An 18,704-nucleotide genomic window follows, 5' to 3' on the forward strand; every position below is an offset into this window, starting at 1 on the left:
CCCCGAAACTCGGAGCGGCGCAACCCGAAGCCCGGCAGGACGCCTAGGCGCCGATGTCGAGCGCCAGCGCGTGGATCCGCCCGACGAGGTCGGCCCCCAGCGCGGCGTGAACGGCGCGATGGCGCTCCACGCGCCCCATCGCGGCGAAGGCGGGCGCGCGGAGCGTCACCCGGAAATGGCTCTCTCCGCCCTCCCGATAGCCGGCGTGGCCGCGGTGACGTTCGCTCTCGTCCACGATTTCCAGTTCCGCCGGGGCGAAGGCTGCCGTGAGCCTTGCGCGGATTTCCTCGGTTACCGTCATTTTTTCACCTCCGCCTCTTCAAAGCGCCCCAAAAACCCCTACACTCTGGCCCCCGAGTCGAAAAAGTCCACGCCCGAGGCCACAGCATGAGCAGAGCAGACCCCTTCGGTTTCGACATTTCCGCCGCTTCAGACAAGAAGAAGCGGGCGAAGGGCAAGCGTGGCATGTCGGGCGCCTTCGAGACCTCGACCCGGGCCTGCGACCATTCCGGCTGCACCGCGGCAGGCCAGTACCGGGCTCCGAAATCGCCCGACCACCTCGACGATTTCTTCTGGTTCTGCCGCGACCATGTGCGCGAATACAATCTGAAATGGAACTTCTTCCAGGGCCAGACCGACGAGGAGTTCCAGAAGTTCCTCGACAAGGACAGGCTCTGGGGGCGCGAGACCAAGCCCTTCGGGCGCAAGGGCGTGGAGGACCGCGCCTGGTCGCGGCTCGGCATCGAGGATCCGATGGAGCTTCTCGGCGCCAACGCCACGCAGAACCCCGGCCGCTCGGTCGGGCGGAAGCTGCCACCGACGGAGCGCCGCGCGCTCGACATCCTCGAGGCGAAGGACAGCTGGACGAAGATCGAGATCCGCCGCCAGTACAAGAGCCTCGTGAAGGACCTGCATCCCGACATGAACGGTGGCGACCGCTCCGACGAAGACCGGCTGCAGGAAGTCGTCTGGGCCTGGGACCAGATCAAGGACAGCCGGAACTTCCGGGAAGAATGAAGCCGCGGGAGGGCTGCCCTCCCGCGTTGCAGTCATACCGGACCCCGTCACTCGTCGTCGAGCACCTTCAGGAAGGCCACGAGATCGGCCTCTTCCTCGGGCGTCAGCTTGAGATTGCCAAGCTCGTCCTTGTTCATCGTCGCTTCGAACTGCGGCGTGGGCCAGCACTTGGCCGCCAACGCCTCGGCCTCTGAGGCCAGCGGATCGGCACAGCGGGGCAGCACGTCGCGGGTGTTGTAGAAGTGCACGACGCCTTCGAGCGTCTTGAAATAGCCGTTGTGCATGTAGGCCTTCGGCGCATCGGGCGACACGCGCTTGTTGAGGTTCCGCAAGGTCGGCACCTGCTGCGCGCCCATCACGTCGTCGGCATAGGCGGCGTAGACCGGATCGGTCTTCAGGAACGCGCCCAGCCCGGGATCGACATAGTCTGCGCCCTGCGGGTTGTCGCGGTTGCGCGGCACGCCGAGGTTGTCGAAGGTCCAGTCGGTGAAGACCGCGTGCTGTTCCCTCCCCGTCGGCGTCAGCACGTGGCAGGCGGCGCAGTTGCCCTTCTTCTCGGCCTCGAAGACCTCGAAGCCGCGCAGTTCCTGTTCGCTCAACGTGCCGGTGCCGGCCACCCAGGCATCGAAGCGCGACGAGAACGGGTTCACCTCCTCGGAACTCTCGAACCGCGCGATGGAAATCGCGATCCGGTCGAAGGCCGCGTCGATCCTCGCGGAGAGCGCCTCGTCGCCGATCGTGATCTCCGCATCGGGACCGTCGCAGCGTGCGGTGATCTCGGCTGGCACGTCGAAGGCGGCATCCGCGCCCCAGACATCGGTGAAGCGGACCGGGTAGGCGGCAGGGTCCGCAGGGTTCAGGACCTTGGCGACCACGCAGGCGGCGTGCGGCAGCGCCATCTCGTCCGGGTTCAGGAACGGCCCCTGCGCCTGGTCGGCGATGGCGGAGCCCAGCTTCTTGCCGGTCGCCCTTCCGTCGAGGAAGGCGCCCCCAACGATCGTCACGCCGTCGTCGTCGATGTGATGCAACACGGGCGAGAAGGTCGCGTAGGCCGCCGAGGGCGGCTTGCGGTTGCCGAAGCGACCCGGAACCGATCCTTCGACGACGGCCCCGGCGGCGTTGAAGTCCGCGAGCGGGCTTGTGAAGCCGGCCGCCGGATCATGGCAGGACGCGCAGGACTGATTGCCGTTCGCCGACAGGCTCGTGTCGAAAAAAATTGCCTTTCCAAGCGTTTCGACGGGCGAAAGGTCACTGGCGGCGGCCGCTCCGGCGAACATGATCGCCGCCGTGGCACAGCGGATGGTGTGAAGCATGCTGTCCCCCTGAATGTGTTTTCTGAGTCTTTCACTACGAAATAACGAAAAATTGTACAGTGTTTTTGTCAACTTTTGGTGGAGGGCTGGTCAGGGTGCGCTGCAATTGAATGAAAACTGGCGGTCCGCCGTCGCGTAACGCCATCATTGTTGCTGATCCGGCTACAGATCGCGGGTCAGGCCGGCCGGAACACCAGCGCCACCCCGTTCATGCAGTAGCGCTTTCCCGTGGGCGCAGGCCCGTCGTCGAAGACATGGCCGAGATGCCCGCCGCAGCGGCGGCAATGCACCTCCGTCCGCTTGCCGAAGATCCCCCAGTCCGGTTTCGTCGCCACGGCGTTGGGCAGGGGCTCCCAGAACGAGGGCCAGCCGGTGCCGCTGTCGTATTTCGTGCGCGACGAGTAGAGCGGCAGGTCGCAGCCGGCGCAGTGGAAGGTTCCGTTTCGGTGCTCGTCGTTGAGCGGACTGGTGAAGGCCCTCTCCGTCGCCTCCTCGCGCAGGACGCGGTATTGCGCCGGGGTCAGGACCCTGCGCCATTCCGCCTCCGTGCGGGTGACCTCGAAGCCTTCCGCCGCGGCGGAGAGGCGCGGACCGAGCGCAAGCGCGCTCGCCCCCGACAGAAGGAAGATGCGCCGCGTCGTCATGGCTCCGTGCCTCCCGCGATCCGGTTGCTGTCCGCACTATCGCCCGGATCCGTGTCTCAGGGGATAAAACTTCGGCCGCGCCCTGTCGCGTTTGCGTGAGCGTCCCCGGCCAGTTCCGGCCATCGGCCGCCGGCCGCGCGGCCCCCGCCCCTTGAACCCGCCGGCAATCTCCTCCATCAAGGCCGGTATGACGCCCGGTAGGGTTCCGGGCGCGGCTAGACGATGGCGGACCCAATGCTCGATCTGAACGCGAAACCGACCGAAGAGATCTCCGTGCGCGAGGTCTTTGGCATCGACACCGAGATGAAGGTCAAGGGGTTCGCCGAGCGTGGCGACCGCGTGCCCGAGATCGACCCGACCTACAAGTTCGACCCCGACACCACGCTCGCCATCCTCGCCGGCTTTGCCTACAACCGCCGCGTGATGATCCAGGGCTATCACGGCACCGGCAAGTCGACCCACATCGAGCAGGTCGCCGCGCATCTGAGCTGGCCCTGCGTGCGGGTCAACCTCGACAGCCACATCAGCCGGATCGACCTCATCGGCAAGGATGCGATCAAGCTCAGGGACGGCAAGCAGGTGACCGAGTTCCACGAGGGCATCCTGCCCTGGGCGCTCCGCAATCCCGTCGCCATCGTCTTCGACGAATACGACGCGGGGCGCGCCGACGTGATGTTCGTGATCCAGCGGGTGCTCGAGCATGACGGCAAGCTGACGCTTCTCGACCAGAACGAGATCATCACGCCGCACCCCTCGTTCCGGCTCTTTGCCACCGCGAACACCGTGGGCCTCGGCGACACGACCGGGCTTTACCACGGCGTCCAGCAGATCAACCAGGCGCAGATGGACCGCTGGTCGCTGGTGGCGACGCTGAACTACCTCAGCCACGATGCCGAGGCGGCGATCGTGCTGGCCAAGAACCCGCATTACAACACGGAGAAGGGCCGCAAGACGATCAATCAGATGGTGACGGTCGCGGACCTCACGCGCACCGCCTTCATGAACGGCGACCTCTCGACGGTGATGAGCCCCCGGACCGTCATCAACTGGGCCCAGAACGCCGAGATCTTCCGCAACATCGGCTATGCCTTCCGGCTCACCTTCCTCAACAAGTGCGACGAGCTGGAGCGGCAGACCGTGGCCGAGTTCTACCAGCGCTGCTTCGACGAGGAACTTCCCGAAAGCGCGGCGAGTCAGAGTATCAGGTGATGACGCGCGCCGGTGGCCTTCACATCGGCCTGATCGGCGGGATCGGCGTGGCCGCGACAGTGGTCTACTACCAGCGGCTGACCGCCGAGGTGGCGCGGCGCGGTGGCACGGTGGACCTCACCATCGCCCACACGCCCGACATCAACGTGCTGATCCGCAACAACCTTTCCGACCGTCGCGCCGAACAGGCGGCGGAATATGCCCCGCTCATCGACCGGCTGAAGGCGGCGGGCTGCGATTGCGCGGCGATCACCTCGCTCGGCGGGCACTTCTGCTTTGCCGAGACGGTGGCGCTTTCGTCGCTTCCGCTCGTCTCGGCGGTCGCGCCGCTCGACGATTTCTTCGTGCGGGAAGGCATCCGCCGCATCGGGCTGCTCGGCACCCGGGTGGTGATGCGGACGAAGCTCTACGGCCAGCTTGCCCGCACCGAGGCGGTGGCGCTCGACGCCGAGATCGACACGATCGGCCAGGCCTATCAGGAGATGGCGGTCGCCGGGCACTGCACGCCGGCCGAGCGCACGCTCTTCGTCGAGGCCGGCCGGCGCATGGTGCAAGAGATGGGGGCCGAGGCGATCGTGCTGGGCGGCACCGACCTCGGCCTCGCCTTTGACGGACAGGACCCGGGGTATAGGGTGATCGACGCGCTCGACGTCCATGTCGCGGTCCTCGCGGACCTCGCGACGGGGCGCACGAGCCTTGCAGAAGTGGCGGCAACGACATGACCAAACCCTCCGACAACCCCGCCGATCCGTTCAAGAAGGCGCTCGCCGAGGCCACCAAGACGATGGCCGACGACCCCGAACTGACGGTCACCTATTCCGTCGACCCGCCGGGCATGGCGGGCGAGACGATGCGCCTGCCGCAGGTCAGCCGCCGGATGACGCGGGACGAGGTTCTGATCGCGCGCGGCACGGCCGATGCCTTCGCGCTCCGCCACCGCCACCACGACGCGAAGGTCGCCGCGAAGTACATGCCGCAGGGCCAGATGGCGCGCGATCTCTACGAGGCGATGGAGACCGCACGCTGCGAGGCGGTCGGCGCCCGCGACATGCCCGGCACGCTCGGCAATATCGACGCGAAGATCGGGGCCGAGGCCGACCGGCGCGGCTACGGCCAGATCCGCCAGGCGCAGGACGCGCCGCTCGCCCAGGCCGCGGGCTATCTCGTCCGCCACCTTGCCACGGGGCGCAAGCTGCCCGGCGGCGCGCAGAACGTGATGGAACTCTGGCAACCCTTCATGGAGGAGCAGGCGGGCGGCACGCTCGACCACGTGAGGGAGGTGCTGGCCGATCAGGCCGCCTTCGCCCGCCTCGCCCGCCAGGTCATCAGGGACCTCGGCTACGGCGACCAGCTCGGCGACGACCCGGACATGGAGGACGAGGGCGAGGGCGACGACGCCTCCTCCGAGGAGCAGGAGGAAAGCCCCGACAGCGAGGAGGGCGAGGAGCAGTCGGAGGAGACCGATGCCTCGCCCGAACAGTCCCAGGACGAGCAGGACGACACCTCGCAGGCCGAGGTGTCGATGGACGAACTGGCCGACATGGAGGAAGGCGAGGAGTCCGAGATGCCCGAGGGCGAGGCCCCGCTGGAGCCTCCGCCCCCTGCCCCGCATTCCGACGCCGACCCGAACTACACGGTCTATGCGGTTGACTTCGATGAGGAAATCAAGGCCGAGGAGCTTGCCGAGCCGGCCGAACTCGAACGCCTGAGGGCCTATCTCGACCAGCAGCTCGAACCCCTGAAAGGCGCGGTGAGCCGGCTTGCCAACAAGCTCCAGCGCCGGCTTCAGGCGCAGCAGAACCGCAGTTGGGAGTTCGACCGCGAGGAAGGCATCCTCGATGCCGGGCGTCTCGCGCGGGTCGTCGCCAACCCGACCACGCCCCTTTCCTTCAAGGTCGAGAAGGACATGGAGTTCCGCGACACCGTGGTGACGCTCCTTCTGGACAATTCCGGCTCGATGCGCGGGCGGCCCATATCCATCGCCGCGATTTGCGCCGACGTGCTGGCCCGCACGCTCGAACGCTGCCAGGTGAAGGTGGAGATCCTTGGCTTCACCACCCGCGCCTGGAAGGGCGGGCAGAGCCGCGAGAAATGGCTCGCCGCCGGACGGCCGCAGCAGCCGGGACGGCTGAACGACCTCCGCCACATCATCTACAAGTCGGCCGATGCGCCCTGGCGGCGGACCCGCCCGAACCTCGGGCTGATGATGAAGGAGGGGCTCCTGAAGGAGAACATCGACGGCGAGGCGCTGGAATGGGCGCACCGGCGGATGCTCGGCCGGCCCGAACAGCGCAAGATCCTCATGGTCATCTCCGACGGCGCGCCGGTGGACGATTCCACCCTCTCGGTCAACCCTGCGAACTTCCTCGAAAAACACCTGCGCGACGTGATCGCCATGGTGGAGCGGCGCAAGCACGTGGAACTCATCGCCATCGGCATCGGCCATGACGTGACGCGCTACTACCAGCGCGCCGTGACCATCACCGACGTGGAGCAGCTCGCGGGCGCGATGACCGAACAGCTCGCCAGCCTCTTCGACAGCGATCCCCGTGCGCGGGCGCGGTTCCTCGGCCTCCGCAAGGCGGGCTGAGGGGCGTCACTCTGCAGGCACATCCTCGGCCGCGAGCACCGCGCAGACCATGACCTTCACCGCGTCCTCCTGCGACAGTCCCGCGTCGCGGACGAGGGTATTCCAGCTCGGGAAGCTCAGGGCCAGTTGCAGCGCGGCGCGCCCGAGCGGGCCGCGGTTGCCCCCCAGGACCTCTGCATAGGCGGCGATCACCGGTCCCCGCCGCAGTTCGGCGATCTCGCGCGTGAGCGCGTGGTTCTGTGCATCGCGGGTGACGCAGGCCATGAGCCCGGCATTGCGCCCGAACCAGGCATAGACCTCGGAAAGCGCGGTCCCGAGCCGTTCCTCGCGGTCCCCGATCGCCCGCCACGGCTCTGCCTCCGGCATCGGATCGCGCTCGGCCGCAAGGCCGGAACAGGCCATCATCAGGCTGCGTTCGTCGGGGAAATGCTTGTAGAACGTGTGACGCTGCACCCCGGCCCGCTCGGCGATCATCGTCACCGTCGTCTGCGCCGGCCCGACCGTGCCATGGAGGTCGACCGCCGCCTCGACGATGCGCTGGCGGGTCTGCGCCTGCTGGTCGGCGCGTCTTCCCATCGTGTAGGTCCGCGTCATATTCATTGCACTATCACGTGCATTCAATATTGACAAGCACAGACATTTAATTGCACGTGTCGGTGCAACCAATTTGAACGCGACTCAGGCAAGGTGTGATTTGCAGAACCGGTTTCGAATTCTTTCGTGCTACCCTGCCGCGGCGGTGCCGTCCCGATGTCCCGCCATCCCGCGCTTTTCCGATTGCTTGCTCCGTACCGGGCAGACTGACCTGGATTCCATAGGAGATTGAGAATGCACAGGAAAAATACCTTTTTCATCGCAGCGGCCATTGCCGCCCTGACCGCCTTCCCGGCCGTGGCCGGAGGGGCGGGCACACCCGCGCCGGGCGAACCCTCGCTCGACGAGGTGCGCGAGGCCACGCTTCGCTTCGCCGATGTCAACGCGGCGCTGGCCGAGGGCTACATCCGCGACCCCGGCGACCATTGCGAGGTCGCAACCATGATGGGCCGGCCGGAGGCCGAGGGCGCGATGGGCATCCACTATTTCCGCCCCGACCTTCTGGGCATCACGGCACCGCCGAATCCGCGCGTCGACGGCAATGGCACCCACACCGACTTCCGCCAGCCGGCCGTCCTGCTCTACGAGCCGCAGGAGGACGGGTCACTCACCCTCATCGGGGTGGAGAACCTCGTCTTCAAGGCGGCGTGGGAGGCCGCGGGCAATGCCGAACCGCCGCAGTTCCACGGCATCCCCTATGACAAGATGGAGGACGACCCTGCGACGGCGCTCGACGAGGCGCACAACTTCGCGCCGCATTATGACCGCCACGTCTGGGTGCACCGGGAGAACCCGAACGGCGTTTTCACCCCGTTCAACCCGATGGCCACCTGCGCCCATCACAAGGGCCATGCCGACCACGCCTCGAACTGACCGCCGGCCCGCGCCCTCCGTCGGGGCGGCGCGGGGTTCCCTCGCCGGAAATCCGTTTACCTCCCTGGTCTTGCTCGGCTAAACCGGTCGCGCGGCGGCGTTTCCGGCCGCCGGCGAAGGCGAGATCCGGCATGTTCCAGAGCTTCGAGACCACCTCCCGCCCCGATCAGGGCCCGCCGCGACTCGCGGCGCTCAGGGCGGAACTGGCCCGCGCGGGGCTCGACGGGTTCATCGTGCCGCGCGCGGACGCCCACCAGGGCGAGTACGTGGCACCGGCCGACCAGCGGCTCGGCTGGCTTACCGGCTTCACCGGATCGGCCGGGTTCTGCATCGTCCTGCCGGGGGTCGCCGGCGTCTTCGTGGACGGGCGCTACCGCACGCAGGTGAAGACCGAGGTGGACCTCGCCGCCTTCGCGTCGGTGAACTGGCCCGAGACGAAACCGGGTGAATGGCTTCGCCGCGAACTGCCGCAGGGCGGTCGCATCGGCTTCGACCCCTGGCTCCACACCGCGAGGGAGATCGCCGACCTTCGCCTCGCGCTCGAGGGCAGCGGGGTGGAGCTTTGCCCCGCCGGGAACCCGGTGGACCGCATCTGGACCGACCGCCCAGCCCAGCCGCTCGGCCCCGTGCGCATCCAGCCCATGGAGTTCGCGGGCGAGACGGCGGCCGACAAGCGCGTGCGGATCGGCGCGGACCTCGCCAAGGCGGGCCAGTCCGCAGCGGTGCTGACGCTGCCCGATTCCATCTCCTGGCTGCTCAACATCCGGGGCAGCGACATCGAGCGGAATCCCGTCGTTCAGGCCTTCGCAATTCTCCGCCACAACGGACAGGTGACTCTCTTCATCGCGCCCGAAAAGCTTTCGGACGCGGTGCGCGACCACCTCGGCCCCGACGTCACCTTTGGTCCGCCCACGGCCTTCGCGCCGGCGCTGCGCACCCTCAAGGGACCCGTCCGGGTGGACGACCGCACCGCGCCCCTCGCGGTGACACGCGAACTGGAGGAGGCGGGCATCGCCGTCACGGCGGCACCCGATCCCTGCCTGCAGCCGAAGGCGACGAAGAACCCCGCCGAGATCGCGGGGATGGAAGCAGCACACCTCAGAGACGGCGCGGCGATGGTCGAATTCCTCGCCTGGCTCGACGCCGAGACGCCGAAGGGCGGGCTGACCGAGATCGACGTGGTGCAGCGGCTGGAAGCCTTCCGCCGCGCGACGAACGCGCTTCAGGAGATCAGCTTCGAGACGATCTGCGGCACCGGCCCCAACGGCGCGGTGATCCACTACCGCGTGACGCGGGCGACGAACCGGCCGCTGCGGCCAGGCGAGGTCGTCGTCATCGATTCGGGCGGCCAGTATCTCGACGGCACGACCGACATTACCCGCACCGTCGCCGTGGGCGACGGGGTGGACCCTGACGCGCGGGCCGCCTTCACCCGCGTCCTCCAGGGCATGATAGCGGTGTCACGCCTGAGGTGGCCGAAGGGGATCGCGGGGGCGCATCTCGACAGCGTCGCCCGCCAGGCGCTCTGGCTCGCCGGGCAGGACTACGACCACGGCACCGGCCACGGCGTCGGCTGCTACCTGTCGGTCCACGAAGGGCCGCAGCGGCTGTCACGCACCGGCGACGTGCCCTTCGAGCCGGGCATGATCCTCTCGAACGAGCCCGGCTACTACCGCGAGGGCGCCTTCGGGATCCGGATCGAGAACCTCATCCTCGTGGAGGAGGCGCCGCCCTTGCCCGGCGGCGACGCGCATCGGCAGATGCTGCGGTTCCGCACCCTGACCTGGGTGCCGATCGACCGCCGGCTGATCGACGGGGACATGCTGACGGGGCCCGAACGCGCCTGGCTCGACGCCTACCACGCCGAGGTCGCGGCGCGGATCGGCCCGCGCGTCTCCGACGCGGCGCACGCCTGGCTCGCGGCGGCCACCGCACCGCTCTGATCGGGCCGCGCGGCCCGGCACGCGAGGCGAATCCCCCGCCGCGTCAGCTGTGCTCTTCCTCCGCCGTGGCGGCGAGCGCCTTGGCATAGGCCCGGAGGGCGTCCGTCTGGAAGACCGCGCCGACGAGGTCCGCCACGCCGTCGGCGCCCTGGCGCGTGACCGGGATGAAATCGGCGCCGGTCCGTTCGAAGGTTCGCAGCGCCGCCTCCAGGACCTGCCTTTCATCCAGCGCGACACCCTCGCGCATCATCGCGCGGCATGCTTCCTCCGGTGCCGCGCGCGGGTGATCCGACGGCCGGAGAACCTCCGACATCCGGATTGTCGCGCCAAGATAGACCTGCGGTCCCCCCGCGAGCCGAATGCCGCGCCGTTCGAGCTGGGTCAGGAAGAACGACCGCTTGACGAGCCGCGAGGCCAGCGCAGTCGAGAGCGATACCGCCGTCATCACCGCCAGCCCCGTCTCCCAGTCGCCGGTCAGTTCGAAGACGATGAGCGTGGTCGAGATCGGTGCGCCGAACACGGCCGCCGCGACCGCGCCCATGCCGGCGAGCGCATAGATCGTCTCGGCGCCCGAGACCTCGGGCGCGAGCCCGGTCGCGATGAGCCCGAAGGCGAGCCCCGTCAGCGAACCGACGACGAGCGCAGGCGAAAACATCCCCCCGCCCATCCGCCCGCCCATCGTGACGGCAACCGCGACGACCTTCACGACCGCATAGACCACCGCCGCCACGAGCCCGATCCGCCCGGTCAGCGCCGCCGAGGTCGTCTCGTAGCCGACGCCGATGATATGCGGAAAGGGAATCGCCATCGCGCCAAGAAGCGCTCCCGCGAGCGTCGGCCTGAGCCAGCGCGGCAGGCCCGTGGCCCGCTGCACCCGGTCGCCGAAATCCTCGGCGAAGAGAACCGACCGCATCAGCGCCGCCGCGATCAGCCCCGACACGAGGCCGAGGAGGAGGAAGGCGGGAAGCTCCACATGGAAGGCCGTCGCGCCCGCGGCCGGCAGGGTGAACTCGGTCACGCCGCCGTATTTCAGCCGGTTGATCACCGTGCCGGCCACCGAGGCGATGGCGATGGGCGCGAAGGCGCGGACGGCGAAATGCCTCAGCACGACTTCAAGCGCGAAGATCGCCCCCGCGATCGGGGCGTTGAAGCTGGCCGAGACCGCCGCCGCCACGGCGCAACCAAGCAGGTCGCGCCCGGTGATGCCGTTCGCCCCGATCCGCTCCGACACCCAGGTCGACACCACGGCCGCGAGATGCACCACCGGCCCCTCGCGCCCCGACGAGCCGCCGGAGCCCAGCGTGATCAGCGACGCCGTGGCCGATGCCAGGCCGGCGCGCATCTCGACGCGACCGCGGTACATTGCCGCGCCCTCGATGACATCGGCCACCGCCCGCACCCGCCCGTCCGGCGTGAACCGGTCGAGGATCAGACCCACCACGAGCCCCCCGAGGATCGGCACGGCGACGACCCACCACCACGGCAGGCGGCCCGCCACCGTGGCAAGGTTGATGTCATCCGTGCCGTAAAGCGCGACCTGCAAGGCCGATATGCCCATGCGGAAGCACAGCGAGGCGGTGCCCGCCGCCACGCCGATGGCCAGCGCGATGAACCAGAACTGGATCGCGCCCGGCCCGTTCCGGCGTGCCGCAACGAGGACTGCGGCCGCCTTGCGGCGGCGGGCGCGCAACGACCGCGCGACGGGCTTCGACCGTGTTTCCGGCACCCGGCAGATTTCCGCGGGACATGACCAGCCTGGGCTTCCCCGGGCCGCCCGCTTCGCCTAGGGTCGCCGCGCCAACTGCGCGAGGACACGATGCCCCACGACGCGGCGCTTGCCGAACTTGCAACCCTCTTAGGCGATCGCCTCGCCCGCTCCAAGGCCGAACGTGCGGCACATGGCGCGAGCGAGGCCTGGTTCCCGGAAACCCCGCCCGACGCGGTGGCCTATCCGGAAACGACGGATGAGGTCGCGCGGATCGTCGCCACCTGCGCCCGCCACGGCTGCCCGGTGACGGCCTGGGGCACCGGAACCGCGCTCGAGGGCCACGCGCTCGCCATCCGCGGCGGCATCTCGCTCGACCTCTCGCGGATGGACCGTGTGCTTGCCGTCCGCGCCGAGGACATGCAGGCCGTCGTCCAGCCGGGCGTCACCCGCGAGGCGCTGAACACCGAACTTCGGGCCACCGGCCTCATGTTTTCGGTCGACCCCGGGGCCAATGCCTCGCTCGGCGGCATGGCCGCCACCCGCGCCTCGGGCACCACCGCCGTCCGCTACGGGACGATGCGCGACAACGTCATGGCGCTTCAGGTCGTCCTTGCCGACGGCCGGGTGATCCGCACCGGCTCGGGCGCGAAGAAATCCTCGGCGGGCTACGACCTCACCGGCCTCTTCGTCGGCTCCGAAGGCACCCTCGGCATCATCACCGAACTCACGCTGCGCCTGCACGGCCAGCCCGAGGCGATCTCGGCCGCGGTCTGCGCCTTCGACGACTTCGAGGCCGCCGTGCAGACCGTCATCGCCACGATCCAGATGGGCATTCCCATGGCACGGATCGAGTTCGTCGACGAGACCACCGCCGCGATCTTCAACAAGGCGAATGGCACCAGCCTGCCGGAAAAGCCGCAGCTCATGGTCGAGTTCCATGGCTCCGAGAGCGCGGTGGAAGAGGACGCCCGCCGCTTCGGCGAGGTTGTGGCCGAGATGGGCGGCGGGCATTTCGACTGGGCGACCACGCCCGAGGCCCGCACCGCGCTGTGGAGGATGCGCCACGGCGCCTATCGCGCGTCGATCGCCTACCGTCCCGGCTCCATCGGACTCGTCACCGACATGTGCGTGCCGATCTCGCGGCTGGCCGAGGCGGTGCGCGAGACCCGCGCCGACATCGCCGCCTCCGGCATCCCCGGCCCGATCGTCGGCCATGTCGGCGACGGCAATTTCCACGCCGTCCTCCTGATCGACCGCGCCAGCCCCGATGAACTCAAGGCCGCCAAGGCGCTCGCCCGCCGCATGGCCGAACGCGCGCTGCGCCTCGGCGGCACGATCACCGGGGAACACGGCGTCGGCATGGGCAAGAAGGACCTGATGGCGCTGGAGCATGGGGACGCCTGGGAGGTCATGGCGCGGATCAAGCGCGCGCTCGACCCCGACGGCATCCTCAACCCCGGCAAGGTGGTGGAGGTGAACCAGTGAGCCTGCCCGACCCGGCCCGGTTCCCCCGCGCCTTCGCCGACGCCTGGGCGGCGCGCGACGCCCGCGCCATGGCGGCACTCTTTGCCGAGGACGCCGATTTCCTGACCCTGACCGGCCACTGGGCCGAGGGGCGGAAGGCCATCGCCGAGACCGTCGCCGGCGAGATGGCCGGCGCCTTCGCCCGCGCCAAGCTGGTGACCGGGCGGGTCAAGATGCGGGCGATCTCGCCCGGCGTCGCCCAGGTGATGCAGCGCTACGTGCTCTCGGGCATCCTCAATGCCGACGGAACCGACGCGGGGCGCGTGGGTGCGATTCTTTCGGCCACGCTGGTCGAGGGGCCGGAAGGCTGGCAGGTCGCCGCGGCGCAGTTCACGGTGGAGGGGTGACGCACCTCCGCCCGGTTCGCTCGCGGACCGGGCAGCGCCGTCTGTCGTCCCTCCCGGCCCTCCGCTCGCGCTCCGGGCGTTCGGCGGGGAAACCGTCCACCGGACGGTTTCCTGATCCGCCTCACCCCTCGATCTTCGTCAGATCCGCAACGCTAAGGCAGATGGCGCGGATGCGGCTGAGCAGGTTCAGCCGGTTGCGGCGCACGATGGCGTTGTCTGTGTTCACCTGCACCGCTTCGAAGAAGGCGTCGATGGGGGCGCGGAGTTTGGCCATCGCGGCCATCGCCGTGGCGAAGTCCTCGGCCTGCATCGCGGGCGAAATGGCCGCCTCGGCTGCGTCGAGGGCGGCGAAGAGGGTGCGTTCGGAGGCATCCTCGGCGAACTTCGGATCGGCGCCGAAGGAATACTCGACCCCGTCCTTCTCCTCTGCCTGGGTCAGGATGTTGTTGGCGCGCTTGAAGCCCTGAATGAGGTTCCCGCCGTCGTCGGTCTTGAGGAAGGCGGCGAGCGCCTCGGCGCGCTTGACGAGGAGGGTGAGGTCGTCGTTCCCCGGCATGGCGAGACAGGCGTCGATGACGTCATGGCGGATGCCCTCGTCGCGGAGATGGACCTTGAGGCGGTCGTGGAAGAAGGCGAGGAGGTCGCTGAGGTGGACTGGTCGTCCGAACTCAATCTCGTCTGCCGCATCGTGGTATTCCTGCTGACCAGTGTGAACGGCATACGACCTCATATATGGCGTATGGGCGAGCAAACCTCTTTCGATGAGGTGGGATAGTGGCAACCGCACCCCATTCCCAAGCACCAGCCGGATCACTCCAAGCGCCGCCCTTCTCAGCGCGAACGGGTCCTTGCTCCCGGTCGGCTTCTCGTCGATCGCCCAGAACCCGGTCAGCGTGTCGATCTTGTCGGCGAGCGCCACGGCTACGCTCACCGGCTCTGACGGCACCTCGTCCGACGGCCCCAAGGGCTGGTAATGCGCCTTGCAGGCGTTGGCCACCGCCTCGGGCAGGCCCGCCGCCTTTGCATAATAGACACCCATCGTGCCCTGCAATTCCGGGAACTCGCCGACCATCGCCGATTGCAGGTCGGCCTTGGCCACCCGCGCGGCCTCCGCCGCCAGATCGGGCTTGGCACCGACCAAAGGCGCGATTTCGCGCGCGAGCGCCTCGATCCGGTCGATCCGGTCCTTCTGCGACCCGAGCTTGTTGTGGAAGGTCACGTTGGCGAGCCCCGCCGCCATGCCTTCCATCCCTTCCTGAGCAACGGTCCGCAAGTCGTTCTCCCAGAAGAACTTCGCGTCCGATAGCCGCGCCGAGAGCACCTTCTGGTTGCCCTTCAGGATCGTCGCCCCGTGATCCGCCGTCTCGGTATTGGCAACGGTGACGAACGCCTCGATCCGCCCGGTCTTCGGATTGCGGGCGGAGAAGAACTTCTGGTGTTCCTTCATCGAGGTCTGCAACACCTCCGGCGGCAGGCCGAGGAAGTCCTCGCCGATCCGGCCCATCAGCACCACGGGCCATTCCACCAGCCCGGCGACCTCAGCCAAGAGGCCCTTGTCCTCGACCAGTTCCAGGCCCGCCGCGAAGGCGGCGTTCCGAGCGTCGTGCCAGATGTGCTCCGCCCGCAACTCGGGGTCGAGCATCACCTTCGCGCGCTTGAGCTTCGCCGCGTAATCCTCGAACCCAGTTACGGAAAACGCATCTGGCGCCAGGAAGCGGTGGCCGCGCGTCACGTTGCCGGCGCGGATGCCGTCCACGTCGAGCGGCACGACCTCGGCCCCGTGCTCGTCGGTCAGGATGCAGAGGACCCCATGCAGCGGCCGCACCCAGCGCAGGGAGCCCGCGCCCCAGCGCATCGACTTCGGCCAGGGGAAATTGCGGATCGTCGCCTCCAGCACCTCGGCCACGATGGAAGTGGCGCTACGCCCCGGCTTCTCGATCACCGCGAACCAGGTCTTTCCCTTGGCCCCCTCGCGCGCCTCGAGCTGTTCCAGCATCATCCCGGTCGAGCGCAGGAAGCCCTGCACCGCCGCCTCGGGCGCGCCCACGGCGGGGCCCTTGCGTTCCTCGCGCACCGGCCTGCTTTCGGCCGTCAGCCCCTCCACCGCCAGCACCAGCCGGCGCGGGGTCGAAAGCGAATGCGCCCCGGCATAGGTCAACCCGGCCTCGACGAGCCCGTCGGTGACGAGCTTCTTCAGGTCCTCCCGCGCCCTGGCCTGCATCCGCGCCGGGATTTCCTCGGAGAAGAGTTCAATCAGAAGATCGGGCATTCACTTCTCCAGCGTTTCGTTCGGCTGATGCCAGGCAAAGGCCCGGCCGTCGGGATAGACGGCGACAACCCGGTCCACGCCGGGATGGATGTCCTTCTCCGAGAGGAAGGCGAGCGCCGCGCCCATCTCAAGGTCGGCCCCCAGGGCCTTGGCATCGAAGCAGGAAAACCACTTCGGTCCGATAAGCGGCGTGGGTTCCTCGTAGGCGACATAGGTCTCGCTCAGCATCGCAAGCGTCATCGGCGTGTGGAAGCAGCCACGGAAGCGCAGGGGCGAACTGTCCGCATCCACCCCCTCGAACCGCTCGGCCAGCATCGGCTCGACCCGGCCCCCGAGGTCGGTGAGCCGGATCACCGCTTCGGCCGATGCCGGCTCCACCGTCCGGTAGTAGGCATATTCCTGCAGGTAGTAGATCGCCACGCCGGCGACGAGGGCGGTCAGCACGATGAACCCCGCGACGAGCTTGCCATTCACGCTGCCACTCCGCCGCCGGCCTCGGTCGCCACGAAGGCATCGGCGCATTTCTTCGCCAGCGCCCGGACGCGGCCGATATAGGCCTGCCGTTCGGTGACCGAGATCACGCCCCGCGCGTCGAGAAGGTTGAAGATGTGGCTGGCCTTGATGCACTGGTCATAGGCGGGATGCGCCATGACGATCCTGCGGCCGGCCTTGTCCTCGGCGGGCGCCGCGAGGATGCGTTCGCATTCCGCCTCGGCGTCCTCGAAATGCTTCAGCAGCATGGCGGTATCGGCCTGATCGAAGTTCCAGCGCGAATATTCCTCTTCGGTCTGGCGGAAGATGTCGCCGTAGGTCAGGGGAATGGGCGACTGCGGGTCGTTGAAGGGCATGTCCATGACATGGTCGATGCCGAGGACATACATGGCGAGGCGTTCGAGCCCGTAGGTGAGCTCGCCCGAAACCGGGTCGCAGTCATGCCCGCCGACCTGCTGGAAATAGGTGAACTGGCTCACTTCCATCCCGTCGCACCAGACCTCCCAGCCGAGCCCCCAGGCGCCGAGCGTCGGGCTTTCCCAGTCGTCCTCGACGAAGCGGATGTCGTGGAGCGAGGCGTCGATGCCGATGGCGGCGAGGCTGCCCAGGTAAAGCTCCTGCAGGTCGGGCGGCGAGGGTTTGATGAGCACCTGGTACTGGTAGTAGTGCTGCAGGCGGTTGGGGTTCTCGCCGTAGCGGCCGTCGGTCGGCCGGCGCGAGGGCTGGACATAGGCCGCGGCCCAGGGACGCGATCCCAGTGCGCGCAGCGTGGTCGCCGGGTGGAAGGTCCCTGCCCCCACCTCCATGTCATAGGGCTGAAGGACGGCACAGCCCTTGTCCCCCCAGTAGGTCTGCAACCTCAGGATGATCTCCTGGAAGGAACGCGGGCGGGTCGGGGTCATCGTCGGCCTCCGGCATGGAAAAGCGCGTTCTCAATAGGCAACAGGCCGGGGGCGGTCAATCGGCGCGGGCGCGATTGTGGCGTGACGCGGCTGGCCGTCCTGCTAGTTTCGGCCATGGATTCGCGCCCATAAGAAACGTCGGAAGGGTTTTCACGCATGCGATTTGCCGCTGTCCTGTTCGGTCTCCTCCTCGCGCTTCTGCCGCACGGTGCCCTGGCGCAGGAACAGGTCTGGGTGCAGATCGAGGCGCAGCCGACGCTGGCCGAGGGCGAGGAACGGGCGCGCGCCTATGCCGGTGTCTTCCCCAATGTCGCGGGCTTCGCCATGACGACGGGCTGGTATGCCATCGCGCTCGGGCCGTTCACGCAGGCGGATGCCGAACAACAACTCCGCGTGCTGAAGGGCGAGCGGCTCATCCCCGCGGACAGCTACATCGCCTTCGGCAACCGCTTCACCCGCCAGTTCTGGCCCGTTGCCGGGGCGGCCGCCCCGACGCAGCCCCAGCCCGGCGACGTCACCGCAACGGAACCCGTGCCGGAGGTCGCCCAGCCGCTGCCCGAGACCGCGCTTCCCGACGAGAGCCCGGCCGAGGCCCGCCGGTCGGAGGCCGCGCTGTCGGCCGACGAACGGCGCGCGCTGCAATCGGCGCTGCAATGGGACGGGTTCTACGCCGGCGCCATCGACGGCGCCATCGGCGCGGGCACCCGCCGCTCCATGGCCGCCTGGCAGGCGGCGAAGGGATACGAGGAGACCGGCGTGCTGACCACCGCCCAGCGCGACGAACTCATCGGGCAACACCGCGCCGAACAGGCCGCGCTCGGCCTCGAGGTCCTGACCGAGACCGAGGCGGGGATCGAGGTCCCCTACCCCTCCGCGCTGGTGGAGTTCGACCATTATGAACCGCCATTCGTGCACTACCGCGAAAAGGCGGGGTCCGGCTTCCGGATGCTCCTGATCAGCCAGCCCGGCGACCCGGCGCGGCTTGCCGGGCTCTACGACCTGATGCAGACGCTGGAGATCGTCCCGGTGGAGGGCGAACGGCAACTCGGGCGCACGGGCTTCACCATCGCCGGCCGGAACGACGGCCTAGAGAGCTTCACCGACGTTCGGCTCGCGGGCGGGCTCATCAAGGGCTACACGCTGGTCTGGACGCCGGACGGCGCCGACCGCGCCCAGCGCGTGGTCGAGGCGATGACGGCGGGATTCCGGCCCATGGGCGACCGCGCGCTCGACGAAGGGCTCGGCCAGCCGCTCGCCGTGGGCCGCGCCGACCTCGTCG

17 protein-coding genes are annotated in these 18,704 nt (G+C 68.6%); 9 read left to right on the top strand and 8 right to left on the bottom strand.

Going from position 1 to position 18,704, the window contains the following annotated elements:
- Positions 1-43: 43 nt before the first annotated feature.
- Positions 44-301: a BolA family protein gene (locus F9K34_RS10405; protein ID WP_291336897.1), complete on the bottom strand. Its 258-nt coding sequence runs from the start codon at positions 299-301 to the stop codon at positions 44-46.
- Between the two features lie 86 nt (positions 302-387).
- Here F9K34_RS10405 and F9K34_RS10410 point away from each other — a divergent pair, with 86 nt between their 5' ends.
- Positions 388-1,017: a DnaJ domain-containing protein gene (locus F9K34_RS10410; RefSeq protein ID WP_291336898.1), complete on the top strand. Its 630-nt coding sequence runs from the start codon at positions 388-390 to the stop codon at positions 1,015-1,017.
- A gap of 47 nt (positions 1,018-1,064) precedes the next feature.
- On the opposite strand, the gene F9K34_RS10415 is transcribed toward F9K34_RS10410, so the two are convergent.
- Positions 1,065-2,330: a cytochrome-c peroxidase gene (locus F9K34_RS10415; protein ID WP_291336899.1), complete on the bottom strand. Its 1,266-nt coding sequence runs from the start codon at positions 2,328-2,330 to the stop codon at positions 1,065-1,067.
- 176 nt (positions 2,331-2,506) lie between these two features.
- On the bottom strand, positions 2,507-2,974 hold the full coding sequence (gene msrB, locus F9K34_RS10420; RefSeq protein ID WP_291336900.1) for a peptide-methionine (R)-S-oxide reductase MsrB: 468 nt from the start codon (positions 2,972-2,974) through the stop codon (positions 2,507-2,509).
- A gap of 222 nt (positions 2,975-3,196) precedes the next feature.
- Here msrB and cobS point away from each other — a divergent pair, with 222 nt between their 5' ends.
- The 3 genes from cobS to cobT are packed head-to-tail and all read left to right on the top strand — an operon-like array spanning position 3,197 to position 6,773.
- Entirely contained in the window at positions 3,197-4,183 is a 987-nt protein-coding gene (gene cobS / locus F9K34_RS10425) for a cobaltochelatase subunit CobS (protein WP_291336901.1), read from the top strand.
- On the top strand, positions 4,183-4,905 hold the full coding sequence (locus F9K34_RS10430; protein WP_291336902.1) for an aspartate/glutamate racemase family protein: 723 nt from the start codon (positions 4,183-4,185) through the stop codon (positions 4,903-4,905). The genes cobS and F9K34_RS10430 overlap by 1 nt, the downstream gene beginning before the upstream one ends.
- A complete protein-coding gene (gene cobT, locus F9K34_RS10435; protein ID WP_291336903.1) occupies positions 4,902-6,773 on the top strand; it encodes a cobaltochelatase subunit CobT in 1,872 nt (623 codons plus the stop codon). Before F9K34_RS10430 ends, cobT begins: the two co-directional genes overlap by 4 nt.
- A gap of 6 nt (positions 6,774-6,779) precedes the next feature.
- On the opposite strand, the gene F9K34_RS10440 is transcribed toward cobT, so the two are convergent.
- Positions 6,780-7,349 carry a TetR/AcrR family transcriptional regulator gene (locus tag F9K34_RS10440; protein ID WP_291336904.1) on the bottom strand — a complete coding sequence of 190 codons (570 nt, stop codon included), beginning with the start codon at positions 7,347-7,349 and terminating at the stop codon, positions 6,780-6,782.
- Positions 7,350-7,601: 252 nt separating this feature from the next.
- On the opposite strand from F9K34_RS10440, the gene F9K34_RS10445 reads away from it, so the two are divergent.
- Entirely contained in the window at positions 7,602-8,240 is a 639-nt protein-coding gene (locus tag F9K34_RS10445; protein ID WP_291336905.1) for a hypothetical protein, read from the top strand.
- Positions 8,241-8,371: 131 nt separating this feature from the next.
- Positions 8,372-10,183 carry an aminopeptidase P family protein gene (locus F9K34_RS10450; RefSeq protein WP_291336906.1) on the top strand — a complete coding sequence of 604 codons (1,812 nt, stop codon included), beginning with the start codon at positions 8,372-8,374 and terminating at the stop codon, positions 10,181-10,183.
- Between the two features lie 43 nt (positions 10,184-10,226).
- Here the strand turns inward: F9K34_RS10450 and F9K34_RS10455 are convergent, their stop codons facing one another.
- A complete protein-coding gene (locus F9K34_RS10455) occupies positions 10,227-11,909 on the bottom strand; it encodes a chloride channel protein (RefSeq protein ID WP_436405732.1) in 1,683 nt (560 codons plus the stop codon).
- A 90-nt stretch (positions 11,910-11,999) separates the two neighbouring features.
- On the opposite strand from F9K34_RS10455, the gene F9K34_RS10460 reads away from it, so the two are divergent.
- Together F9K34_RS10460 and F9K34_RS10465 are read left to right on the top strand one after the other, a co-directional pair.
- The gene (locus F9K34_RS10460) at positions 12,000-13,376 is read left to right on the top strand and encodes an FAD-binding oxidoreductase (protein WP_291336907.1); all 1,377 of its coding nucleotides are present in this window, start codon (positions 12,000-12,002) and stop codon (positions 13,374-13,376) included.
- Positions 13,373-13,762, top strand: a complete 390-nt coding sequence (locus F9K34_RS10465; protein ID WP_291336908.1) for an SgcJ/EcaC family oxidoreductase — start codon at positions 13,373-13,375, stop codon at positions 13,760-13,762. Before F9K34_RS10460 ends, F9K34_RS10465 begins: the two co-directional genes overlap by 4 nt.
- A 121-nt stretch (positions 13,763-13,883) precedes the next feature.
- On the opposite strand, the gene glyS is transcribed toward F9K34_RS10465, so the two are convergent.
- The 3 genes from glyS to F9K34_RS10480 are packed head-to-tail and all read right to left on the bottom strand — an operon-like array spanning position 13,884 to position 17,425.
- Positions 13,884-16,031, bottom strand: coding sequence for a glycine--tRNA ligase subunit beta (glyS, locus tag F9K34_RS10470; RefSeq protein WP_291336909.1), 2,148 nt, complete (start codon positions 16,029-16,031; stop codon positions 13,884-13,886).
- Positions 16,032-16,505 carry a DUF6446 family protein gene (locus tag F9K34_RS10475; protein WP_291336910.1) on the bottom strand — a complete coding sequence of 158 codons (474 nt, stop codon included), beginning with the start codon at positions 16,503-16,505 and terminating at the stop codon, positions 16,032-16,034.
- On the bottom strand, positions 16,502-17,425 hold the full coding sequence (locus tag F9K34_RS10480) for a glycine--tRNA ligase subunit alpha (protein ID WP_291336911.1): 924 nt from the start codon (positions 17,423-17,425) through the stop codon (positions 16,502-16,504). The genes F9K34_RS10475 and F9K34_RS10480 overlap by 4 nt, the downstream gene beginning before the upstream one ends.
- A gap of 156 nt (positions 17,426-17,581) precedes the next feature.
- Here F9K34_RS10480 and F9K34_RS10485 point away from each other — a divergent pair.
- The coding region (locus tag F9K34_RS10485) for a peptidoglycan-binding protein (protein WP_291336912.1) at positions 17,582-18,704 on the top strand (1,123 nt) is incomplete at its 3' end.

The sequence above is a fragment of the Albidovulum sp. genome (genome assembly GCF_008933605.1).
Classification (GTDB): Bacteria; Pseudomonadota; Alphaproteobacteria; order Rhodobacterales; family Rhodobacteraceae; genus Albidovulum.